A 21,128-nucleotide genomic window follows, 5' to 3' on the forward strand; every position below is an offset into this window, starting at 1 on the left:
CCCTCCTTTGCTGTTTACGTGATTATTTGTTATCTATTTTTGTTTTTTATTTATGCGCCATTTTGCACTATTTCGCACTATTTTGCGCTATTTATGCATTACTAATGCATTTCATGCGCAAAACTACCACTGACGTGGAGTGTACTTCCAATCGTCGAATGTAGCAGTAATTGGCTCAGTCCAGAATCGGCCAGTCACGCCCGTAGCAGGATCTACGTGAAGCATCCAGCCCTTCTTTTCTGGCGATTCAACAGAAAGCACCAACTTGTAGTTTCCAGCCTTATCGAGCTTAACATTTGCGCCGTAGTGTGGGCCATCGGAAGCGTTCATTTGCATAAACGTACCCTTTACAACAGCGTCTCCGCTCGCCTTATCAATAATTTGATAATTCACAGTCAAATCTGGAATAAACTCGCCCTTACCGTAGCCAAGCTGTGTACCTTTCTTGTTTGCGTGAATATCTGCCTCAAGGTGGAAGCTTGCCTCGCTTGCCTTTAAGCCCATGCCTGCTGGAACCATGTCGACTGGCTGGAAGTACACAGCACCAATCGTAAGCGGGCCAATGTTCTGGTCTTGGTTAGGTCCAACTGGAACCTCTTCAAAGCCCTTGTCTCCGCCCTTATCGTCAGCCTTTTGCTCGGATGCTTGTGGCTTTGACGCAGACTTTGCTGCGTTTCCGTTTGCGCCACAGCCAGTGAGTGTTAGCATTCCTGCGAGCGCTAAGGCTGCAATTGCCATCATCTTTTTATTCTTCATATCTAACCTTTTCTATTAGTTATTGTTTATTATTGCTTGATTTTTAGTTTTGATTTTTAGTTTTGATTTTTAGTTTTGACTTATCCGTTAACTGTTACCAACGGTTGCTTGCGATTTGCGCGCGCGCACAAAACTCGCGCACAGCAGCGCAACAACTACGATTGCAGCTACGACTTGCGCCGAAATCGTTTCAACGTACGGATAGAATCCAAGCCAATCGTTAGTTGGCAAGCCTTGAATATACGCGCCAGCGAGCGCATCGCCCTCTATAAGCGCATGCACACCTCCGCCAGCAAAAATCACAACTAAAATGCACATAAGCGCGCTTGTTCCTGCAAAGAACGGGCGAATCGGTATGCGCACAGATGCAAAGCGAATCAGCAAGAAGATTACAACCAGCACGGCGGCTGCGGCCACGAATCCGCCCCAAATCATGGAGTCAGCTCCGCTTGATACAGCAAAAATCGCCTGGTAGAAGATTACAGTTTCTGCGCCTTCGCGGAACACCGCTAGAAAGCTTAGCAACGCTAGAGAAATCAAGCTGCCTTTAGAAACAGCTGCCGTTGTTTGGTTGCGAATATACTCGTTCCAAGCTTGCACAGAAGATCTTGAAATCATCCAATTGCTTGTGTACAGCAGCATAAGCATTGCAAACAGCGCCACAACGCCTTCCGTAATCTCTTGCTGCGGGCCAGAGCCATTGAACAACAATCCAAAAAGCGCAGCAACAACAAGCGACGCCGCAATTCCAGCAACAAGCCCCATGTAAATGTACTTAACCATGTGCTTGTGCCCAGATTTAATAAGATACGCGATTATTGCGGCAACAACCAGCAGAGCTTCCAACCCTTCGCGCAGCAAGATTATAAAAGCCTGACCAAAGGAGCTTGTTATAAATTGCATAAACGGATTGGCATTAGCCGCCGCTCCGCCGTCTAGTTTTGCAGCATCTTCAATAAGCATTGACTTAAGATCTGTAACGAACTTTTTTGTTTGCGCAAACGATTTGCCATTGTTCATAGCTTGTCTGCACTCTTTGAATTGATATTCAACAGTGCTTACTCGGCTTCCGCTTATTGCGTTCATAACGTTCTTCTCAAAGCCGAGCTTTTCGTAATACTGGTAGTAGGCTTCGTTTACTAAATCAACAGCTTTGGCAACTTCTTGCTTGTTTCCTCTTGCTGCCTTGTATGTTGATGCAGATTTATCTAGTATAACGTTCATTTCTCGCGCTACTTGGCCCCAAGTTCTGCCGTTTCGCCCAAGATTCTTCTTTTTTGCAGCATCGAGTTTTTTGCGTTCTTTTGCGATTTGAGCGCGCAATTTGGATGCATAAACATTCGGCTTATCTAGACTTGCGTTTGCGTCTAATTGAGTTGCGGTTTGCGCAACGTCTGCTTCTAGAGTAGATACAACTTCACTAATTTGCGCGGCCTGATTTTGTTGATATACCAACGTTTGTAACTGTTGGAATTGGTCACTTTGCGATTGAACTTTATTCTGACTAATCGTATCTCGCACAACTGTAATCATGTTTGAAGCTACATAAACAGAGTTGTATGCAGCTTGAAACCTGGTTGCTGCTCCTGCCATATTTGCGTTTGCATACTCGCTTTTGCCTTGTTCTAGCTGATCTTTAATAGCTAAAGCAACTTCCGACCAAGTGTTGTATGTTTTATTGGCATCTGTAGCATAAGCAGGCGTTGGAGCCGCGATTAGCTCAGCAATTCCAGCAATTCCAGCAACACCAGCAAACCCTATTGCGCAACTTACAAAAACGCATATCGCAAGTAAAAATGCATACACTTGCTGTGCTTTTTGGCGCGCTTTTGCACACGCGTGCATAATGTCTCCATATCTCCTTTGGCTCTAATCCCCATCGAGCGCACCCAACTTCTTTTATTTTCGTTCTATTTTTTAGTTTTGCTGGAGCTTTTATCTTTAAGTTTTAGCTTCAGTTTTTAGTCTTCAGTTTTAATCGTTCAAATTTTTTGGCGATTTCCACGCGGTTGTTCTGTTTTATTAGAACTTGTTCCGTTTTGTTATGTTTGAAGTCGCCTCGCAAGTAACCCCATGAACATAATATCGATATATCAGGTAGATTGATATAGTTCAGAGCAAAAAACTCGCAAATATTACAAAAATGATATTGATAACGATAATTATCAATCTTTTTGCGAATTGTATTGAGAAAAGCCAATAAGTCCAACAAACTCATTAAACATGTTTCTCATACTTTCCACAATGCGACTTTTCTTCTCAGCGCGCGCTTGAGCCGCAGCGCCAAATCTGCTCATTCTAGGCATTAAATCATTAATGTCTGTACCAAGCTCACTTACTTCGCCAGCGCTAAAAGATTTCTCCATAAACTTGCGAGTCAAAGCATCGTTTAATCCTTCGCTTTGCACAAGCTGCGCCAAATCATGATTATACTTTTTCTCAACATACTCGCTCCAGCAATCAACAATGCTCAACTTGTTGCCGTTAGAATCGTAAACGGTAATGTTACCTTCAGAATCCACAAGCTTCCCAAGCTCATTCTCGTTAAGCTGCGCAATAAACCCTTCAATAAGCTTCTTTTTACTACGCAACTGCGGGCTAGAGTCAACCGCAACCCTAATAGAGGCAAGAACATTTTTATCTTTACAATGCTTGCTATGGTAATGTTCTACTAACATCAAAATGTAGTCAATATTTACTTCTACGTGGCGCACAAGCTCCATCTCAAACACAACGTCATCCGTAATGTCTGCGATCTCGCCTTTTTGCTCTTTGCGCTTCCACTCTTCATGCAAATCCTGGTAATGCCCCAAGTAATCTTGCATATCGCGCTCTTTGATTATCTCTTTGCCTTTGAATTGATCGAAAGCTTTCAGCATGTTACGCAAGCGCAAAATATTGCTAAAAAGCGATATAAACTTTTTCTGATTCTCTTCTCCAACAATGTTGAATCCTTGCAGCGGATACTTTTCCATAAGCTCATTTACTAAATCACTGTATCCACAACGCTCAATTCCTTTAGCGTCAACGTAACCGTTGAAAATCTGCTCAAACGTAGGGCAAAGCACAACACCTTGCGCATCTTTATCTCCAAAAAGAGCTACCGCTTCGTCAACTCTATAACTCAAATCCCTAAAGCACACAATGTTTCCGAATGTTTTAACGGAATTTAAGATTCGATTTGTGCGCGAAAACGCTTGAATAAGCCCATGCATGCGAAGATTTTTATCTACCCAAAGCGTGTTCAAAGTTGTTGCATCAAAACCAGTTAGAAACATGTTAACTACAATCAAAACGTCAATTTCCTTATTTTTCATGCGAATTGAAACGTCTTTGTAATAGTTTTGGAATTTGTTATTTGACGCATCATACGCAGTATTAAACATTTCGTTATAGTCTTTTATTGCGCTTTCCAAGAATTCTTGCGAATTTGCGTCTAGATTTGCAGTACTTTCGGAATTTTCTTCTCCAAGAGAACCCATACCATTGGCGTACGCCGAAGAATCTGATTCACCCTCGTTTACTGCATAGCTGAAAATAGTTGCTACTTTTAAGCGTTCGCTTGGTGGCAGATTTTGCTGCTGCTTTTTGAACTCGTTGTAATACGCTTTTGCAAGAGGAATGTCTGCAACAGCAAAGATTGAATTAAAGCCGTTTATGTCAACTTCTTCAGAAGATTTTTTAGCCTCTAAAGTATTATGCTTATCTGCAGCAAGTTCTTTAACGTTAAGAATGCGCTTGTACTTGTAAGTTTTCTCGTTGCGATACGTTTTTTGAGTAAAATGCTCAATAATGTATTGAACAACATTATGCACGCGCTCTGGGTGCCTAATTACATCTGGTCGATTAATATCTTTAACCAATTCGTCGGTTGCTTTTTCCAGCTCGCTCGACGTTTTTACAGTAGCAACGTATTCCACGCGGAATGGCAACACGTTTTTATCGTTAATCGCGTTAATGATTGTGTACGTGTGCAAGCACGGTCCAAAGGTTTGCTCGGTTGTAGAAATATGCGCAGCGTCGGAGCCAGCAGCGTTCGCTTCAAAAATTGGCGTGCCAGTAAACCCAAAAAGCAGAGCATTTTTAAAGTGTTTTACAATATCTGCATGCATGCCTCCAAACTGGCTTCTGTGGCATTCGTCAAAAATAAACACTATGCGCTTTTTGTAAATTTCATGACTTGGGTTGTTGCTTATAAACCTACTAAGCTTTTGAATAGTGGTTATAATAAGCCTGCATTCTTCCGTATTGTCTTCTAGCTGTTTTGTAAGCACAGATGTTGAAGTGTTACTATTTGCGGCTCCTTTTTCAAACCTGTCGTATTCTCTCATTGTTTGATAGTCAAGATCTTTACGGTCTACAACAAACAAAACTTTGTCAACAAGATTCTTGCCTTCTACGTCTTTCAAAGCTTTTACTAGCTGCGATGTTTTGAAACTAGTTAGCGTTTTACCAGATCCAGTAGTATGCCAAACATAACCACCCTTTTGACGCTCTGATGCTGGCATTTTGCTCGCATTAGCAAACATGTATTTTACGCGATTCACTATGTTTTCTGCTGCAGTAATCTGGTATGGACGCATAACCATCAAGCAATCTTCTGCATTAAAAACGCAATATTTTGTAAGAATGTTAAGAATTACGTGCTTTGCAAAGAAGGTTCTAGCAAAATCGCATAAGTCGGAGATTATAGTGTTTTGAGCATCGGACCAATAGTTTGTAAATTCAAAACTGTTACTTGTTGTGCTTTTGCTAGATCCTCTACTTTTCTGCTCTTTGTAAGCATTATTGCGAGTTGAGTTAGAGTAATACTTTGTTTCAGTGCCGTCTGAGATTACGAAAATTTGCACGTATCCAAATAGTCCGCTTCCAGCCCAAAATGAGTCGCGAGCATAACGGTTAATCTGATTGAACGCTTCTCTAATAGGCACGCCTCTGCGCTTTAGCTCAATGTGAACCATTGGCAAGCCGTTTACTAGAACAGTCACATCGTAACGATTACTACGCGCAGGGCCATTTGCATCATTATCGTTTGCATTATCGTTTGCATTATCGTTTGCGTTAACAGCATACTGGTTGATTACTTGCACAATATTCTTGTGAATATTTTCTTTGTCAATAATAGTTATGTTCTTATCTGTGCCGTCATCTTTTTTGAGTATTTTAACGTTATCTCGCTGAATAGTATCTGTTTTATCAACTATATCGTCAGTGCTGTTTGCAATATTTTCTTTGAAAAATCTTTCCCACTCGTCATTTGAAAAATGGTAGTCGTTGAGCTTTTCGATTTGCACTCGAAGGTTTGTTATAAGATCTTTCTCGTTGTGAATGTGAGCATACTCGTAGCCTTGGGATTGCAAAATGTTAATGAACTCTTCTTCGAGTTGCGCTTCGCTTTGATAGTTGCCATCGTTGCGCGCGCTTGGCGTAAACGTAGACATTACAGTGCTATCTTGATTCTCTAACACAATTTTCATTTTGCTTCCTTCTTATCTACTCACACTCGAATTTTTAATTACGCACGCTTGAAGGTTAGGAGTTGATCGCGATAATACTCGTATTGCTTGCGTCTAGCTTCGATTTCTGCAGGCAATCCTTGAGTTAGATCATTACACAATGCGTCAAAGCGATCCAGAATTTGTACGATTTGGCGCTGCACTTCAAGAGGCGGAACGGGGATGCTCACTTTTTCCAGTTCTGGAGCCGTCAATTGAGGAATGCCACCCATTGGACTGCTATACTGTTTACCTTGCAGACAGTAATAAAGATACTTAGTATTTACAGCTGTCGCATCCTTTGGAATAGCGGTAAGCAAACGGATGATTGGATAAAATGGATAATCTCTATATTCTGCATATCCAATAGTTCCCCTTGCCGCTACAGTTACCCCAGGTTCTTTAACCTTCGGCACATCCGTATACCCATAAAGTGCATTCTCTCCGATTCCATTGCTGATAATCGGAACAGAATACTTTTCAGTTTTTTGCTTTGACATTGAATTCTTAGGGACATCTCCTCCCACAGAAATATTGCAAATCTCGCCAATCTTCTTATACTCAACACCATTTGGGCAGTAGCGTTGGATAAGCGAGTGTAGAGGATTATTATCGTTAAAAGTGAGCAAGGTATCGCGATAATACTCGTATTGCTTTTTACGAGCTGTAAGCTCTTCTGTAAGCTCTGCTGTAAGTAACGTGAAAGAGTCCAATATACGGACTATTTCACGTTGTACCTCCAACGGAGGTACAGGGACATTAAAACTTTGTAACATTGGTAATGTGATATATGGTACGGAGCCTTTTTTACAGTTCACCATAATATATGGTTTTAAATAGGCATCCATAAAATGAAATAAAAAAGGTTTAATGACGAGTTTAAAATTATCTAAGACATAAGTTCTTTGATAAGCATTAAACTTACCTTCATATTGATTTAAATGACCTACTTGGCTACCATTTCCTGATATCAATATTGCTGATGTGTCAAATGCATATTCATTAATTTTATAAGGGTTTGCATCGCAGGTGAAAAACGGATAAATACCATCTTCATCTTTTGCATTAGCATTCAACTTACCAGTGCAAATATTACATAATTCGCCTAAAACTTTATACTCCACACCATTAGGGCAAAGCTCAGCGATTAAATCCTCAAGCTTGCTAGTCATTGAGCCACCTCGCTATTATCAAAGTTAACGCTGCCAGCTTCAATCTCGCTTACAATCTTCTCAATTTGCTCGCGCAACTCTTGCTCGCGAGCGCAAATCGTTTTTAATTGCGCGTTAAGCTCCGTAATATCAATCTTTTCGCGAGTATCTTCTGCTTCAACGTATGTAGAAACGGAAAGATTGTATTTATTGGATTCCACTTCTTCCAAAGACGCTACGTGCGCATTATGCTCCACATTTTGCCTAGCAGTGTACCACTTAACAATCTGCTCAATGTTCTCGTCCGAAAGCTTGTTACTATTCGTTGACTTTACAAACTCTCGGCTCGCATCAACGAACAATATAGAAGTATCATTCCGCTTATTTTTGCGCAAAACCATAATGCACGTAGCAATCGAAGTGCCAAAGAATAAGTTGCTCGGAAGTTGAATCACGCAATCAACAGCATTATGCTCAACTAAATATTGGCGAATCTTTTGCTCGGCTCCGCCTCTATACATAATCCCAGGGAAGCAAACAATAGCAGCAGCACCATCTTCCGCCAGATGCGCTAAACAGTGCAACACAAACGCCATATCTGCCTTGCTTTTTGGAGCAAGAACTCCAGCTGGAGCAAAACGAGGATCGTTAATCATCAACGGATTAGAATCCCCCTCCCAACTCGTGGAATAAGGAGGATTAGAAACAACCAGCTCAAACTTTTTATTAGCATCGATTTGCGGATTTATAAGAGTATCTCCGCAAGTAATCTCAAACTTGTTAAAATTCACATCGTGCAAAAACATGTTCATGCGGCACAAGTTGTAGCTAGTAACGTTCTTTTCTTGACCGTAAAAACCGCCATTAATGTTTTCAATACCAAGCACTTTTTTGGCTTTTAGCAGAAGCGACCCAGAACCGCACGCGGGATCGTACACGCTGGAAATGCTTGATTTTCCAACTGTTCCAAGACGCGTGAGCAGCATTGAGACTTCTGCAGGCGTAAAGTATTCGCCGCCAGACTTGCCAGCGTTAGACGCATACAAGCCCATCAAATATTCGTAAGCGTCACCAAAAGCCTCAATCACGTTGTTGTTTACGCTGCCAAGCTTCATCTCACTAATCACTTGTAATAACTTAACAAAACGCTTATTTCTGCCTTCAACAGTATCTGCAAGCTTAATATTATTCACATCGTAATCGGAGAATAATCCCTTAAAATCGCCAGACGAATCAGTTCCTTGAGAAGAAGCTTCAATATTGCGGAACACACGACTTAATGTTTCGTTTAGATTGCTATCTTGAGGAGCACGCTTCAACACATTGCAAAACAGCTCGCTAGGAAGTATAAAGAAGCCTTTTTCACTAATCATTTCACTGCGAAGAGGCTCAGCATCTTCATCGCTTATTTTTGCATAATCAAAGTTTGGATCGCCGCCTTCAGATTCGTGCTCATCTTTATTAATATAATCGCATAAATTCTCGGAAATATAGCGATAAAACATAGTGCACAATACGTATGCTTTAAAATCCCAACCATCAACGGAACCTCGCAAATCGTCGGCAATCTTCCAAATCGTGCGATGCAATTCCGCGCGTTCTTCTTCTTTGCGAGTGTCCATTCTGCTGCTCCCTATTCGTGCAATTCGTGCAAGCGCATGCGCAATATATAAGCTAATTAAACAAGCGCAATATTACGCAATATTACGCAATAATTAAATAAGCGTTCTTTAATATTCTACTGTAAACGCGCACAATCAGCAGCAACACCACTCGCATCGCTTGCGTCTAGCTTCGATTCTTGCAAGCCAGCTAACTTGCATCGTCATTATTGGGCATTAGTTGGCATTATCCTGCATTATCCTGCATTATTCAGCATCATTCGGCAAAAAAGTGCGCTGGGAATACGCGCGTTTTGCGAAGCGCACTATTTGGCGAGATTACAGCAAACTCAGCACTGGTAGTTTGCACGATTTTTTGCAAATCGCTTTCTTGCGATACAAACAACGCAGTTGCGAGCGCATCGGCGTAAGCTGTTGGAAAATCGCAAGTTTTAGCAGGAATATAAACCCAACTTGCGCATAAATCGCAAGCAGGAATGCCATCAAGCGCATTAATCAAGTGAGTCGCAATTAAATTAGACTCAAAGCCACTTGCATCTTTACCTAAGCAACTTGCTTCTTTTACTTTCCAACGCTTTCTTGCACTAGACGATGCACACAATGCTCCGCTTGCGATTGATGCAACTGCAACTGCTTGAGTTGTGTCAAACGGATTTTCCAGAGCCACTTTTATTTGATCATTCTCTTCGCTAAAACAAGCGCGCATATCACCGCCAGCGTTTACAAGAAAATCAAAATCCGCATGCGAATCGCTATCCGCAGGCATCTCACTACCAAGCTCCTCTTTAATAATCTGTGTTACAAGATCTACAAAATAGCCCTTTCCAGCTGCACCAAAATCAAGCTGCACTGGCTGATTTGTGCAAAGCGTTGCACGGCCGCCATCTTGCGAAATATCCGACCAAGCAATCGGCAAAGAGCGGCGATAATTAGCCCAACTGCCTATATTAGAACTCGCGCTAGCTGCCGACTCTGGAACGAATTGCACAGAATTATTGTAGCCAAGCGCAAGCAGATCCGCGCCAATGCACGCGTCGAAAGCGCCATGCGTAGCAGCGTAAAACTCGCTATAAAGCGCAAAAAGTGGCTGAACCCACGTTGGAAACTCAAACTCGCCACCATGCTCCGCACAAGCCATGCGCGAAACAAGCGAATCCGCACGAAAGCGCGAAAGTACCGATTCATACTCTTCAACAAAAGCGCGAATCCGCTTCTGCACGCGCTGCGAAATCGGCACGCTGCTAGAGATAATAATCCCAGTTCCAAGCGCGCGCTCAATCGCCACAACGTTCCTAAACATCGCTTTCCTCACGCAAAAACATCATTTGCCTTACTCCCAACATCAAACACTCTATCAATCATAAAAAACCACAACAATATCCCCCAAAAGCCACAAAACAGCAAAATGTCGTCATGGTTTACAGGCAGTCGCATTCTATACCTACATTTTGGCAAAATGAAGGCATAGCACGCAAAAATACTCATCTATACCTACATTTTCGCAAAAACGCACTATAGAAACATAGGTAGCATCGACAACATCAACATAACGCCACTCGTTTCGAGTAGCATGATTTACGCGCTTTAATGCCAAGCAAACCTCACTTCGCAAAACCAGCCAAATCCCACTTCGCAAATTTGAAAATTTTTTAATTTTGCGAAGTGAGAAGACATTCACGCAAGCCTCAAAACATAATAAACAGAAAGCAATAAGCGGAATACAAAAGGGCCTTCGAGCGTGAACGCAAGCGAACACAAACGAAAGCCCTAAAACACTAGCATCTACTTGTAATTCCTACTTATAGACCCTACTTAAGCAACCAATCAACAATGTTTTCAACGCGAATGCCCTCGTAATTATCATCTAAAGCCTTACTCAAAGTAATAACCAGCTTTTCGTAATTATTTTGGATCTTACGAAGCGGCTTTAACTCTCGCTCGCGCACAGACTCATCCATCATACTTTCAGTTACTTGAATATAAAGCTTTTCGGAAGCAGAAGTCGCAACAAAATCCACCTCCAAATTATCTATTTTGCCAACAGCAACATCATATCCGCGCCTTAAAAGCTCAAAGAACACAACATTTTCTAGCGCATGCCCTCTATCTCTGTCTCTAAATCCGAGCAAATAATTACGCAACCCAATGTCAACAATGTAATACTTGCCAAGAGTGCGCAAATAATCCTTTCCTTTAATGTCAAAGCGCTTAACGTCATAAAACATGTAAGATTCTTTTAACGCACTAACATATGCGGATATAGTTTGAGTTGCAGGCTTGCCGCCGCGCGCGCGCAAGACGCGAGAATTATTATCAACAGCATCAAGAAGATTTTCAGAAGAAAGCGTATTACACACAGAATTTAATGACGTATTGTTTCCAATATTATCTGCCAAAAACATAATGATTTTTCTAAGAAGATCTGCGTCTGTAATCTGCCTTTGCCCGCGGCGCTTCTCGCGCTCGAGTATATCGCGAACTACTACAGTGGAATAAATTCCGTCCAGCAAAGTCATTGCACTACTCTGATCAAAACCTGATTCTAAAGCAATATCACAGATTGCAGGCATACCACCGTAACGCATATAAGCTGCAAACAAGTCATCAAGCTCTACACTACTACCATTCGCGCTCACCGCTCTTTTTTTCAAATCGCCGAGCGGAGACTTATATTCTTCAATGGAATAATCCTGAAAATCAACGAACTCTTTGAACGAAAGAGGATACATTTTCACTTCCACATACCTACCAGACAAGTACGTTGAGTACTCCGAGGAAAGCAGGTATGCGTTAGAGCCAGTTATATAGATATCGCAATCAAAATCTACACGAAACGAGTTAATTGCATCTTCCCAACGATCTATACGCTGAAGCTCGTCAAAGAAAAGATACGTTTTTTTAGGATGCTTAATACTAGAAGACTCAATATCAGCGGATTCAATACTGTTGGATTCAATACTGTTGGATTCAATACTGTTGGATTCAATCCGACTTTTAACGTAATTGTATAAGTCTTTGTAACTCATATCTTGAAACTCGAGCGACTCAAAGTTTATAGATATAATTTGATTTTGCTCAACCCCAGAGTTGAGTAGATACTTTTGCATGAGCTTAAGCAGAGTTGACTTGCCGCAGCGACGAATACCCGTCACAACTTTTACAGGCTCTGTATCTTTGAAAGCTATAAGCTGATTAAGGTAAATATCGCGATTTTTAATATTTTTGCCGACTATTGCAGGGCGATTACTGCGCATTGGCATATTTGCGCTTCCAAGTAACTGTTTTTGCAAATTTACCATAATAAGTCTCTACTCCGCTTTAGAAAATTTAGAAATTCTTAAAACAATGCTTACGTTGATTGCAAAGTCACAAAATTGCATAGTCATAAACTTTATGAATTTTACAATCTTACGAATCTTATAAATATTATGACCTAAACTTCGATTTTTCACAAGTTTAAGTCATTTATAACCTAAACTTTTATTTTTCGTAAGTTTAAGTCATTGATAACCTAAACTTTGGATTTTACACAAGACGGTTCACTTTCAAAACTTAAAAAATATTACAGTTTTGAAAGTAGAAATACGTGTTTGCTTTCAAAAGTGAAAAATACTACGATTCCTACGACATTGAAGGAATACGCGTAATAGACATAGCGCAATGGCTACTTAGCGCAAACTAAGTCAAATAGCAGAACGCAGCAAACAAAACGCAATCGGAAAACACATAAGCAGAATACAAAAAGGGCCTTCGAGTGTGAACGCAAACGAACACACGCGAAAGCCCTAAAACAATAGCGCTAACACGCAGCAGTAATATTAATTAGCTACGCACCTTACGCAACACTGCACCAGAAGCCGCAAACATCAAAGCAGCAAACGCCACTAAAACGCCAGCAGCACCAGTAACAGGCAAAACACTCTTACCATCACCCTGGCTAGTGGCATTGTTTGCAACAGTAATATCCGTCCAAGCAAGCTGATTGCCCTGCTCATCTACGAGCACAACAGTATGCTTACCAGAATAACCAGACGGGAACTGCGCATCAAAATAAGGAACGCCATCAGTGCCAAGTTTAACAGTCACGTAATCACTACCATCCACGCTACGCAAAAGCTTAGGAGTGGAATACATAAACGCGTAAGCCTTGGCAGAACCCTCGCGATGCAAGCGATCAAGGAATGCCTTGTTGTTAACGTTCACAGAAACCTTGTTTGCAGAACCTGCAACAGCAATGTTGTTGGAGCCAACCTTTAGCGTACCTTTTAATTCTGGCTTAAGCTGATCAACGCTAGCAGGAGCCGAAGGAACTACGGCTTTAGCTTGAGCTGTCTTCTCAGAAGACTCAGTCTTAGTGGAAGAATCTTGAGTAGCATTGGAATCGGAAGCAGAAGGAGCAGATGGAGCTTTTTCTGCAGGCTTATCTGCAGGCTTTTCTTCAGACTTATCTGGAAGAACATCACCAGAAGCTCCTGGATTCTTTTCACGCTCACTATTCTTGCTCTTCTTAGCTTCTGCAAGAAGATTCTCCAAATAAAGCAATCTAGACTTCTTAGATTTGCGAATCAAATTAGCTATAAAGTGGAAGCCTTGATCGTCTGCCTGCTTAGCCAAAGCTTCCTTTTCGTCCTTATAGTTTTTAATAGCATTCTTAAGACCTGCAGAAATCTTATTATTAAAGTTTACAGCAGCAGCGCCAGCTTGATTTGCTTCAGCATTATTAAACTGTTTGAAAGTCTTATTGCCAAAATTCTTTACAACTTCAAGGAACTGTGCAACAGCAGCTTTTTCATTGCTAGTAGCAGTAAACATTCCCGTGTTAACTAGCTGAGCTAATTCAACGGCATTAGTATAAGATTTTTCTTGGCCATCGCGACGCTTTTGCAATTCTTTTCTAAAGAATTCAATCTGGGAAGGCGTAGCCGTTTTACCAGCTTTTTTTAAATTCGCCAAAAACTCTTCCTCTGATGTTCCGAGGTCTACTATGCCTTTAATTGCGCTATCTGTAATTGTTTTTTGAGCTTCATTAAGCAGTGCGCGAGCGCCACTAAGAGTTGCGGCTTTGCTGATAAGAGTAGCAGTAAAGTTGAAACCTTTAGCTTTTGCTTGCTTAACTAAATCTTCCTTAGCATACTTCTCTGCTTCGTTAAGCAAATTTTTCAAAGAATCTAAAGAACTGTAATTAGACTCTTTAATCTTGTTAGCAAGAGAATCGAGCCCAGATTCTTTAGCTTTTTTAACTAAGGCAGCTTTGCCATTAGCATATGCGCTTTGAGCCTTATCGCGATCATCTTTAGTAGCAGGTTGACCATTGGCGCCAAAGAAAATATCAGATGACAACTTAAAGTCTTTTTCTCCACGCACCTTATTAGCAAGCTCATGCAAACCAATAACATCAAGATGCATAGCACGATATTTAACAATCATATCCTCTACGTACTTAACAACACTAGCGTTACCGTCACCATAACCAGTAACTTTCGAAGCGTTATCGTCTACATATTTTAAGATCTCATTAATTTCACTTTTAAGAAGACCAGAATTTTTTACACGGTTTTCGAGCTTCGCTACAGAAGGATGCTTAGCAGATTCTCCAGTGCTTTTCGCTGGAACTGGAGTCGCACTACTAGCCAACGCTGGCATTGCAAACGCAATTCCCGAAACAAAAGTCGCTACCGCTGCAAATGCGGCAATCGCTTTTTTACTTAACATACTTTTCCTTTCCTCTCATCACGAATCATCGTGCGAAGAGCCTATTTGCTAAAACAGCACAATAAGTGATTCAACTTAGGCTTAAATTAAATCATTACAAAGTATACAGATACCCTACCCCCCTAATGTATTGTTATAACCTTTCCATAACAGATAAACAGGGATAAAACAGAAATAAAACAGATCAAACGCTAAAACAGATAAAACACAAATAAAACAAAAGCAGGAGTCGCGATAAATAATCGCAAACTCCTGCAATATACAAGCCGATTAAGCTTAGGTTTTATAAAGCCGTAAGAGTCAGGCTAAATAACTTTTGCGTTAGGCAAAACGTTGCCGTCTTTATCAACGTTGCAACTATGCTCAACAGCAATCGTAATGTGATCGTTGTCAACGGAATAAAAGCCGTCAGTCACCTTAAAAACGTGACGAACGCCTTGCAAGTCGTCAACCTTTACAAATCCGTGATCAATCAACGCAAGCACAGCCTCATGCCCAGGAAGAACACCCATTGTGCCATTCACAGAAGGAATAACAACAAACTTAGCATCGCCTTCCCAGACAGGATGCCTGGCTGCAACCACACTAACGTGCAGCGTTTTCACTTGCTTTTCTGCCATAATCACGCACCAAACTCTTGCTGCATATCGTGCCAACGACGCTCAAGATCGTCGATACCGCCAATACCAGAGAATGCCTGCTCAGGGATTTCGTCGTAAACGCCATCGCAAATGCGCGTAAACGCCTCAATCGTCTCGTCTGCTGGAACATAAGAACCTGGGCGGCCAGTAAACTTTTCGGCCACGTAGAAGTTCTGACCAAGGAACTGCTCAATCTTACGAGCGCGGCTCACAGTGGTCTTATCTTCCTCACCAAGCTCATCAATACCAATCAAAGCGATGATGTCTTGAAGCTCCTTATTGCGCTGCAAAATGGCCTTTACGCGGTTAGCGCAATCGTAGTGAGCCTGGCCAACATAACGAGAATCCAAAATTCTAGAAGTAGAAGCCAAAGGATCCACAGCTGGGTAAATGCCCTTAGCTGCAATGTCTCGCGAAAGCTCAGTAGTTGCATCCAAGTGCGTAAACGTTGTTGCAGGTGCAGGATCGGTGTAATCATCTGCAGGCACGTAAATAGCCTGAAGCGAGGTAATGGAATGGCCGCGCGTAGAAGTAATACGCTCCTGCAACGCACCCATCTCATCTGCCAAGTTTGGCTGATAACCAACTGCAGAAGGCATACGACCAAGCAACGTAGAAACCTCGGAACCAGCCTGAGTAAAGCGGAAGATGTTATCAATAAACAGCAACACATCCTGATTCTGCACATCGCGGAAGTACTCAGCCATAGTCAAAGCGGTAAGAGGCACGCGAAGACGAGTCCCAGGAGGCTCATCCATCTGGCCAAAGACAAGCGCCGTTTTCTCCAAAACGCCAGCCTCTGCCATTTCGCCAATCAAATCGTTACCCTCACGAGTACGTTCGCCAACGCCAGCAAACACAGACACACCGCCGTGGTTCTGAGCAACGCGCTGAATCATCTCTTGAATCAACACGGTTTTGCCAACGCCTGCACCGCCGAACAGACCAATCTTTCCGCCTTGCACGTAAGGGGTAAGCAAATCGATAACCTTAATGCCCGTTTCAAACATTTGAGTCTTAGACTCAAGCTGATCGAAAGCAGGTGGGTTGCGGTGGATTGGCCAGCGCTCAGTTACCTCAATGTTTTCACCTGGTTTAGCGTTCAAAATGTTGCCAGTAACGTCAAAAACGTGACCTTTTGTAACATCTCCAACAGGCACAGAAATTGGGCCACCAGTATCTCGCACTAAAGCGCCACGAACCAAGCCGTCCGTAGGCTTAAGCGCCACTGCTCGCACAGTTGAATCCCCAAGGTGCTGCTCAACTTCCAGCGTAATCTCGTGTACGGTATCTCCCTCCGTGTTTCCAACGGTGTTGATATCAACCTTGAGAGCATTGTAAATATCTGGAAGATAGCCAACTGGAAACTCAACGTCAATCACGGAACCCTGAACACGGGTTACGCGGCCAGCCGTTGGGTCGTCTTCCTTTGCATCTTCTGGAGGTGCTGTGGTCTGATTTTCAGCCATATGCTCCTATTCCTCCTCATTATTCAGCGCATCAGCGCTGCCGATAATCTCGGTAAGTTCTTGTGTGATGGAAGCCTGGCGAGAAGCATTAAGCTTTCTCGTTAAATCATCCACCAAATTGCGGGCGTTGTCTGTAGCCGTATGCATAGCATTTTGCCTACTAGCCGTTTCGGAAGCTGCAGATGTAAGCAAGCATTCGTGAATACGCGACTGAATATACTTTGGCAAAACTGCATCCAAAACTTCGTCTGGGCTAGGCTCAAAGCAATATTCCACAGCATCTGGATTACTGCGACTAACAGCTTCTTCACGCGCCGAAACCGCACCCGTAGAAGAAAGCGAAGCCGAAGGGCCAGAAGCTGCTTCGTAGTCAGGACGATGCATAGCAAACTCTTCGCCGTCTTTTAACGGAACCAGCTCAACTGGAAGCATGCGTAGAGTGCGAACCTTTTGCCTCACCATGTTTATAAACTCAGTGAACACAATGTAAAGCTCGCTAACACCGCCATCTTCTTCGGGAGTCATATACGCGTCCATTAAAGTATCGGAGATTCGCTCTGCGATTGTTACATCAGGATGATCCGTAGACCCTTCCCAAGTGCCTGCAACGTCGCGATTACGATACTTGTAATAGGTTGCACCTCGGCGACCATACACATACAACTCTGCGTGCTTTCCTTCGGCGTCTAGCTTTGTAAGCAGCGCCTCGGTTTCTCGAATAATCGAAGACGTAAACGCGCCCGCCATTCCGCGGTCGGAAGTCAACGCCAGAACGGCTACGCGATTACCCGCACGCTCTTTTCCAAAGATTGGATGCTTAATGTTTGCTTCGTGATGAGCTACCAACGCCTGCACGGCATCGAAAATTGCGTCGCTGTATGGCTTAGCGTTAAGTGCAATATCTCGCGCTTTTGCAATATGCGAAGACGCAATCATTTCCTGAGCCTTAAAGATTTTACCCAAAGACTGTGTGGAAATAATTCTCGATTTCAATGCAAGTTGGGAAGACATACGCTACTTCCCCTCAGACTCGTTATTGCTTGAATCGCGACCATCCGACTTTGGCTTTGCAACAAGCTTTTCCTTCTCAACAGGAGCAGGATTCTCGGCAGGAGGCAAAGAATCCTTAACAATCAAAGGCTTTCCTGCAGAAGTCTTAAATGACTTACGGAAATCTTCGATTGCGGCATCAAGCTTTGCTTCTGTCTCTTTTGTAAAGTCCTCGGTATCGCGAATCACCTGCAAAATGTCGGTTCCCTTATCGAGATAATCCAACATCTCGCTTTCAAAGCGAAGCACGTCTTTTACAGGAATGTCGTCTAACTTTCCATGAGTACCAGCCCACACGGAAACAACTTCTTGCTCCATAGAGCGAGGCGAGAACTGCTTCTGCTTAAGCAACTCGGTTAAGCGAGCGCCACGAGTGAGCTGAGCCTTGGAAGCTGCATCCAAATCGGAAGCAAACATTGCAAAGGATTCCAAAGACTTGTAACGAGCCAACGAAATCTTAAGCATGCCAGAGACCTTCTTCAAAGCCTTAGCCTGAGCAGCACCACCAACACGAGACACGGAAATACCAACATCGACTGCTGGGCGCTGACCCGCGTTGAACAAATCGGACTGCAAGAAGATCTGACCATCGGTGATGGAAATCACGTTAGTTGGAATGTATGCAGAAACGTCATTTGCCTTGGTCTCAATAATTGGCAAGCCAGTCATTGAGCCTCCGCCCATATCGTCGGAAAGCTTTGCGCATCTTTCTAGCAGACGAGAGTGAAGATAGAACACGTCGCCTGGGTAAGCTTCACGCCCAGGTGGGCGACGAAGAAGCAAAGAAATTGAACGATATGCTTCTGCTTGCTTAGACAAGTCGTCGAAAACAATCAAAACGTGCTTGCCGTTGTACATCCAATGCTGACCAATTGCAGAGCCAGTGTATGGAGCAATGTACTTAAAACCTGCAGAATCCGAAGCTGGGCTTGCAACGATTGTTGTGTACTTCATAGCGCCTGCTTCTTCTAGGCTTTGACGTACAGCAGCGATTGTTGAACCCTTTTGTCCGATTGCTACGTAAATGCAACGAACTTGCTTCTTTGGATCTCCACTTTCCCAGTTTGTGCGCTGGTTAATAATCGTATCGATTGCGATTGCGGTTTTACCAGTTTGACGATCGCCAATAATCAACTGACGCTGACCGCGGCCGATTGGCGTCATTGCGTCAATAGCCTTTAAGCCAGTAGACAAAGGCTCATCCACAGGGTGACGATGAATCACGTCTGGAGCCTGGGCTTCAAGAATACGACGCTCCTTGCACTCAATCGCACCAAGACCATCAATTGGATTACCCAATGGGTCTACTGTACGACCAAGATAGGCGTCTCCCACTGGCACAGACAACACTTCGCCAGTGCGGTAAACTTCCTGCCCTTCTTCAATGCCCGTAAAATCGCCTAGAATAACCACGCCGATTTCGTGAGCATCAAGGTTAAACGCTAGACCCAGGGTGTCGTTCTCAAAGGTGAGCAGCTCGTTTGCCATGCAGCCAGTCAATCCAGCTACGTGCGCAATGCCGTCACCAGCCGTAACAACATAGCCAACTTCTTGCGTTGGCATGTCTGCTGGCTTGTACGAGTCAACAAACCCGTCAAGTGCCTTGCGTATAAGGGCGGGATCAATAGATAGTTCCGCCATAATTCTCCTTAATTTATTACTTCACTGCCTGTGTCCAAGCGCCATTGCGCGCAGAACGCTGCAGCTGCTTAAGCTGCATTAACATTGTGCGGTCTGTTACTTGATCGCCAATACGTATACGCATTCCACCAAGCACGTTTGGATCTACGATTGGGTTTATGTATGCACGATGACCCAACTTATTGCTGTAAATCTCAATCAAACGCTTGATTTGCTTATCCGTAAGAGGCTGAGCGGTTGTAACAGTAACCAAAGTTTCGCCTGCTTCGCGCTCAAAACCAGACCATGCGCCGCCAAAGCTGCCCGTCTTGCCACTTTCTGCGCCACCATGCCAAGTTCCTACCAGGTAGTGCATAATGCGCAAAACAACGGGATGCGCCTTACCTCCAATAAGCTCGTCTATTAAGCGAGATTTATCTTCCGAAGACCTATTTGGATCGGTAATGGCGTCAGAAAGCTCTGGATACTTTTCGATCGTATCCATCATTGTTGAAAGCTCATCAGATATGCGCTGAGCTTCGTCATGAGCATCTGAAATGGCTTGCGCAAGCGAAGAACGCGATAAGTTTTCGCTCACTCGCGATGCCTTTTCTGGCATCCGTACCTCCTCATTTATGCAAAACTAAGTAGCGATTAGCAACACTAAGATTTAAGACATAAGACTTAAAACTTAAGACTTAGTGAAAGCTTGCTTTGACTACTTGTTTTGCGCCGAATCCTTAACGTCTCCTACTTCATCAATCACATGATCAATGATCTTGGAGCCTACGGTATCGTCATCTAGCTTAGAAGCAAGAATCTTTCCAGCTAACGCCGCAGCGAGTACCGAGACTTCTCCTTGGAGGCTAGTCATGGCGTGCTTATGCTGAGCTTCAATGGAATGCTGAGCTTCACTAATAATCTTCGCAGCATCTTTCTCTGCACGCTGTCTTGCTTCATCAACAATCTTGGAAGCTTGTGCACGAGCCTGTTCGCGAGTCTTCGCAGCATCTGCTTGAGCTTGGGCGAGTTCTTCTTCCATCTGGCTCTTTAGCTCATCAGCTTCACGCTGCACGTTGGCTGCTTTAGACATTCCGCCTTCGATTTTCTCTGCGCGCTCATCAAGAATTGCCTGGAATTTAGGCATAACGAACTTATAGAAAAACGCTGCAAGAACAACTAAAATAACCAGCGACCATATAACGTCGTAAGGCTCCGGCAAGAACAACGCCAGTTTATTAGTTTCGGCTGCATATGCCATGGCTTGTCCTTTCTATTCTTTCAACACTTGTATGCGTTGGAACGAGTTGTTTCGTTCGGTTCAGCTTCCCATAATGTAGGCAACGAATCCGAGCAAGCCCAGAACCTCGATGAATGCCAAGCCAATAAACATGAACAACTGAATACGGTTGCCGACTTCTGGCTGACGTGCAGTGGATTCCATAGCCTTGGATACAACCATTGCCATTCCGATAGCAGGGGAAAGAGTAGCAACGGCAAAGCCGAGAATGCTAAGGTTGCCCGTCAATCCTGCGAGAGCGATGATACTATTCATTGGTTTCCTTTCTTTAGGAACAGTAACCAGTTATAAACCCTAAGATTATTAAACCTG

15 protein-coding genes are annotated in these 21,128 nt (G+C 43.2%); all 15 read right to left on the reverse strand.

What is annotated here, in order from left to right; all coding sequences use genetic code 11:
- Positions 1 to 123 precede the first annotated feature (123 nt).
- Positions 124 to 756 carry an iron transporter gene (locus tag NYP67_RS00795; RefSeq protein WP_473411070.1) on the reverse strand — a complete coding sequence of 211 codons (633 nt, stop codon included), beginning with the start codon at positions 754 to 756 and terminating at the stop codon, positions 124 to 126.
- 87 nt (positions 757 to 843) lie between these two features.
- Positions 844 to 2,601 (reverse strand): FTR1 family iron permease, encoded by a 1,758-nt coding sequence (locus NYP67_RS00800; RefSeq protein ID WP_248901417.1) that lies wholly within the window; start codon positions 2,599 to 2,601, stop codon positions 844 to 846.
- 320 nt (positions 2,602 to 2,921) lie between these two features.
- On the reverse strand, positions 2,922 to 6,233 hold the full coding sequence (locus tag NYP67_RS00805) for a type I restriction endonuclease subunit R (protein WP_473411071.1): 3,312 nt from the start codon (positions 6,231 to 6,233) through the stop codon (positions 2,922 to 2,924).
- 38 nt (positions 6,234 to 6,271) lie between these two features.
- Positions 6,272 to 7,423, reverse strand: coding sequence for a restriction endonuclease subunit S (locus NYP67_RS00810; RefSeq protein ID WP_473411072.1), 1,152 nt, complete (start codon positions 7,421 to 7,423; stop codon positions 6,272 to 6,274).
- Entirely contained in the window at positions 7,420 to 9,024 is a 1,605-nt protein-coding gene (locus tag NYP67_RS00815; protein ID WP_473411073.1) for a type I restriction-modification system subunit M, read from the reverse strand. Before NYP67_RS00815 ends, NYP67_RS00810 begins: the two co-directional genes overlap by 4 nt.
- Positions 9,025 to 9,280: 256 nt before the next feature.
- Positions 9,281 to 10,309, reverse strand: coding sequence for an FAD:protein FMN transferase (locus tag NYP67_RS00820; protein WP_060785890.1), 1,029 nt, complete (start codon positions 10,307 to 10,309; stop codon positions 9,281 to 9,283).
- A gap of 523 nt (positions 10,310 to 10,832) precedes the next feature.
- The gene (locus NYP67_RS00825) at positions 10,833 to 12,323 is read right to left on the reverse strand and encodes an ATP-binding protein (RefSeq protein WP_473411074.1); all 1,491 of its coding nucleotides are present in this window, start codon (positions 12,321 to 12,323) and stop codon (positions 10,833 to 10,835) included.
- Positions 12,324 to 12,846: 523 nt separating this feature from the next.
- Positions 12,847 to 14,736: a hypothetical protein gene (locus tag NYP67_RS00830; RefSeq protein WP_473411075.1), complete on the reverse strand. Its 1,890-nt coding sequence runs from the start codon at positions 14,734 to 14,736 to the stop codon at positions 12,847 to 12,849.
- Between the two features lie 305 nt (positions 14,737 to 15,041).
- Positions 15,042 to 15,356 (reverse strand): F0F1 ATP synthase subunit epsilon, encoded by a 315-nt coding sequence (locus NYP67_RS00835; protein WP_004131539.1) that lies wholly within the window; start codon positions 15,354 to 15,356, stop codon positions 15,042 to 15,044.
- A 2-nt stretch (positions 15,357 to 15,358) separates the two neighbouring features.
- Positions 15,359 to 16,846: a F0F1 ATP synthase subunit beta gene (atpD, locus tag NYP67_RS00840; RefSeq protein WP_473411076.1), complete on the reverse strand. Its 1,488-nt coding sequence runs from the start codon at positions 16,844 to 16,846 to the stop codon at positions 15,359 to 15,361.
- Between the two features lie 6 nt (positions 16,847 to 16,852).
- On the reverse strand, positions 16,853 to 17,857 hold the full coding sequence (locus NYP67_RS00845) for a F0F1 ATP synthase subunit gamma (protein WP_004131536.1): 1,005 nt from the start codon (positions 17,855 to 17,857) through the stop codon (positions 16,853 to 16,855).
- A gap of 3 nt (positions 17,858 to 17,860) precedes the next feature.
- Positions 17,861 to 19,537 (reverse strand): F0F1 ATP synthase subunit alpha, encoded by a 1,677-nt coding sequence (gene atpA, locus NYP67_RS00850; protein WP_004131535.1) that lies wholly within the window; start codon positions 19,535 to 19,537, stop codon positions 17,861 to 17,863.
- A 16-nt stretch (positions 19,538 to 19,553) separates the two neighbouring features.
- Positions 19,554 to 20,135, reverse strand: coding sequence for a F0F1 ATP synthase subunit delta (locus NYP67_RS00855; RefSeq protein ID WP_004131534.1), 582 nt, complete (start codon positions 20,133 to 20,135; stop codon positions 19,554 to 19,556).
- 99 nt (positions 20,136 to 20,234) lie between these two features.
- On the reverse strand, positions 20,235 to 20,777 hold the full coding sequence (locus NYP67_RS00860) for a F0F1 ATP synthase subunit B (RefSeq protein ID WP_004131533.1): 543 nt from the start codon (positions 20,775 to 20,777) through the stop codon (positions 20,235 to 20,237).
- A gap of 60 nt (positions 20,778 to 20,837) precedes the next feature.
- The gene (gene atpE / locus NYP67_RS00865) at positions 20,838 to 21,071 is read right to left on the reverse strand and encodes an ATP synthase F0 subunit C (RefSeq protein WP_004105752.1); all 234 of its coding nucleotides are present in this window, start codon (positions 21,069 to 21,071) and stop codon (positions 20,838 to 20,840) included.
- Positions 21,072 to 21,128: the final 57 nt, after the last annotated feature.

The organism is Gardnerella sp. c23Ub_4 (genome assembly GCF_055804115.1).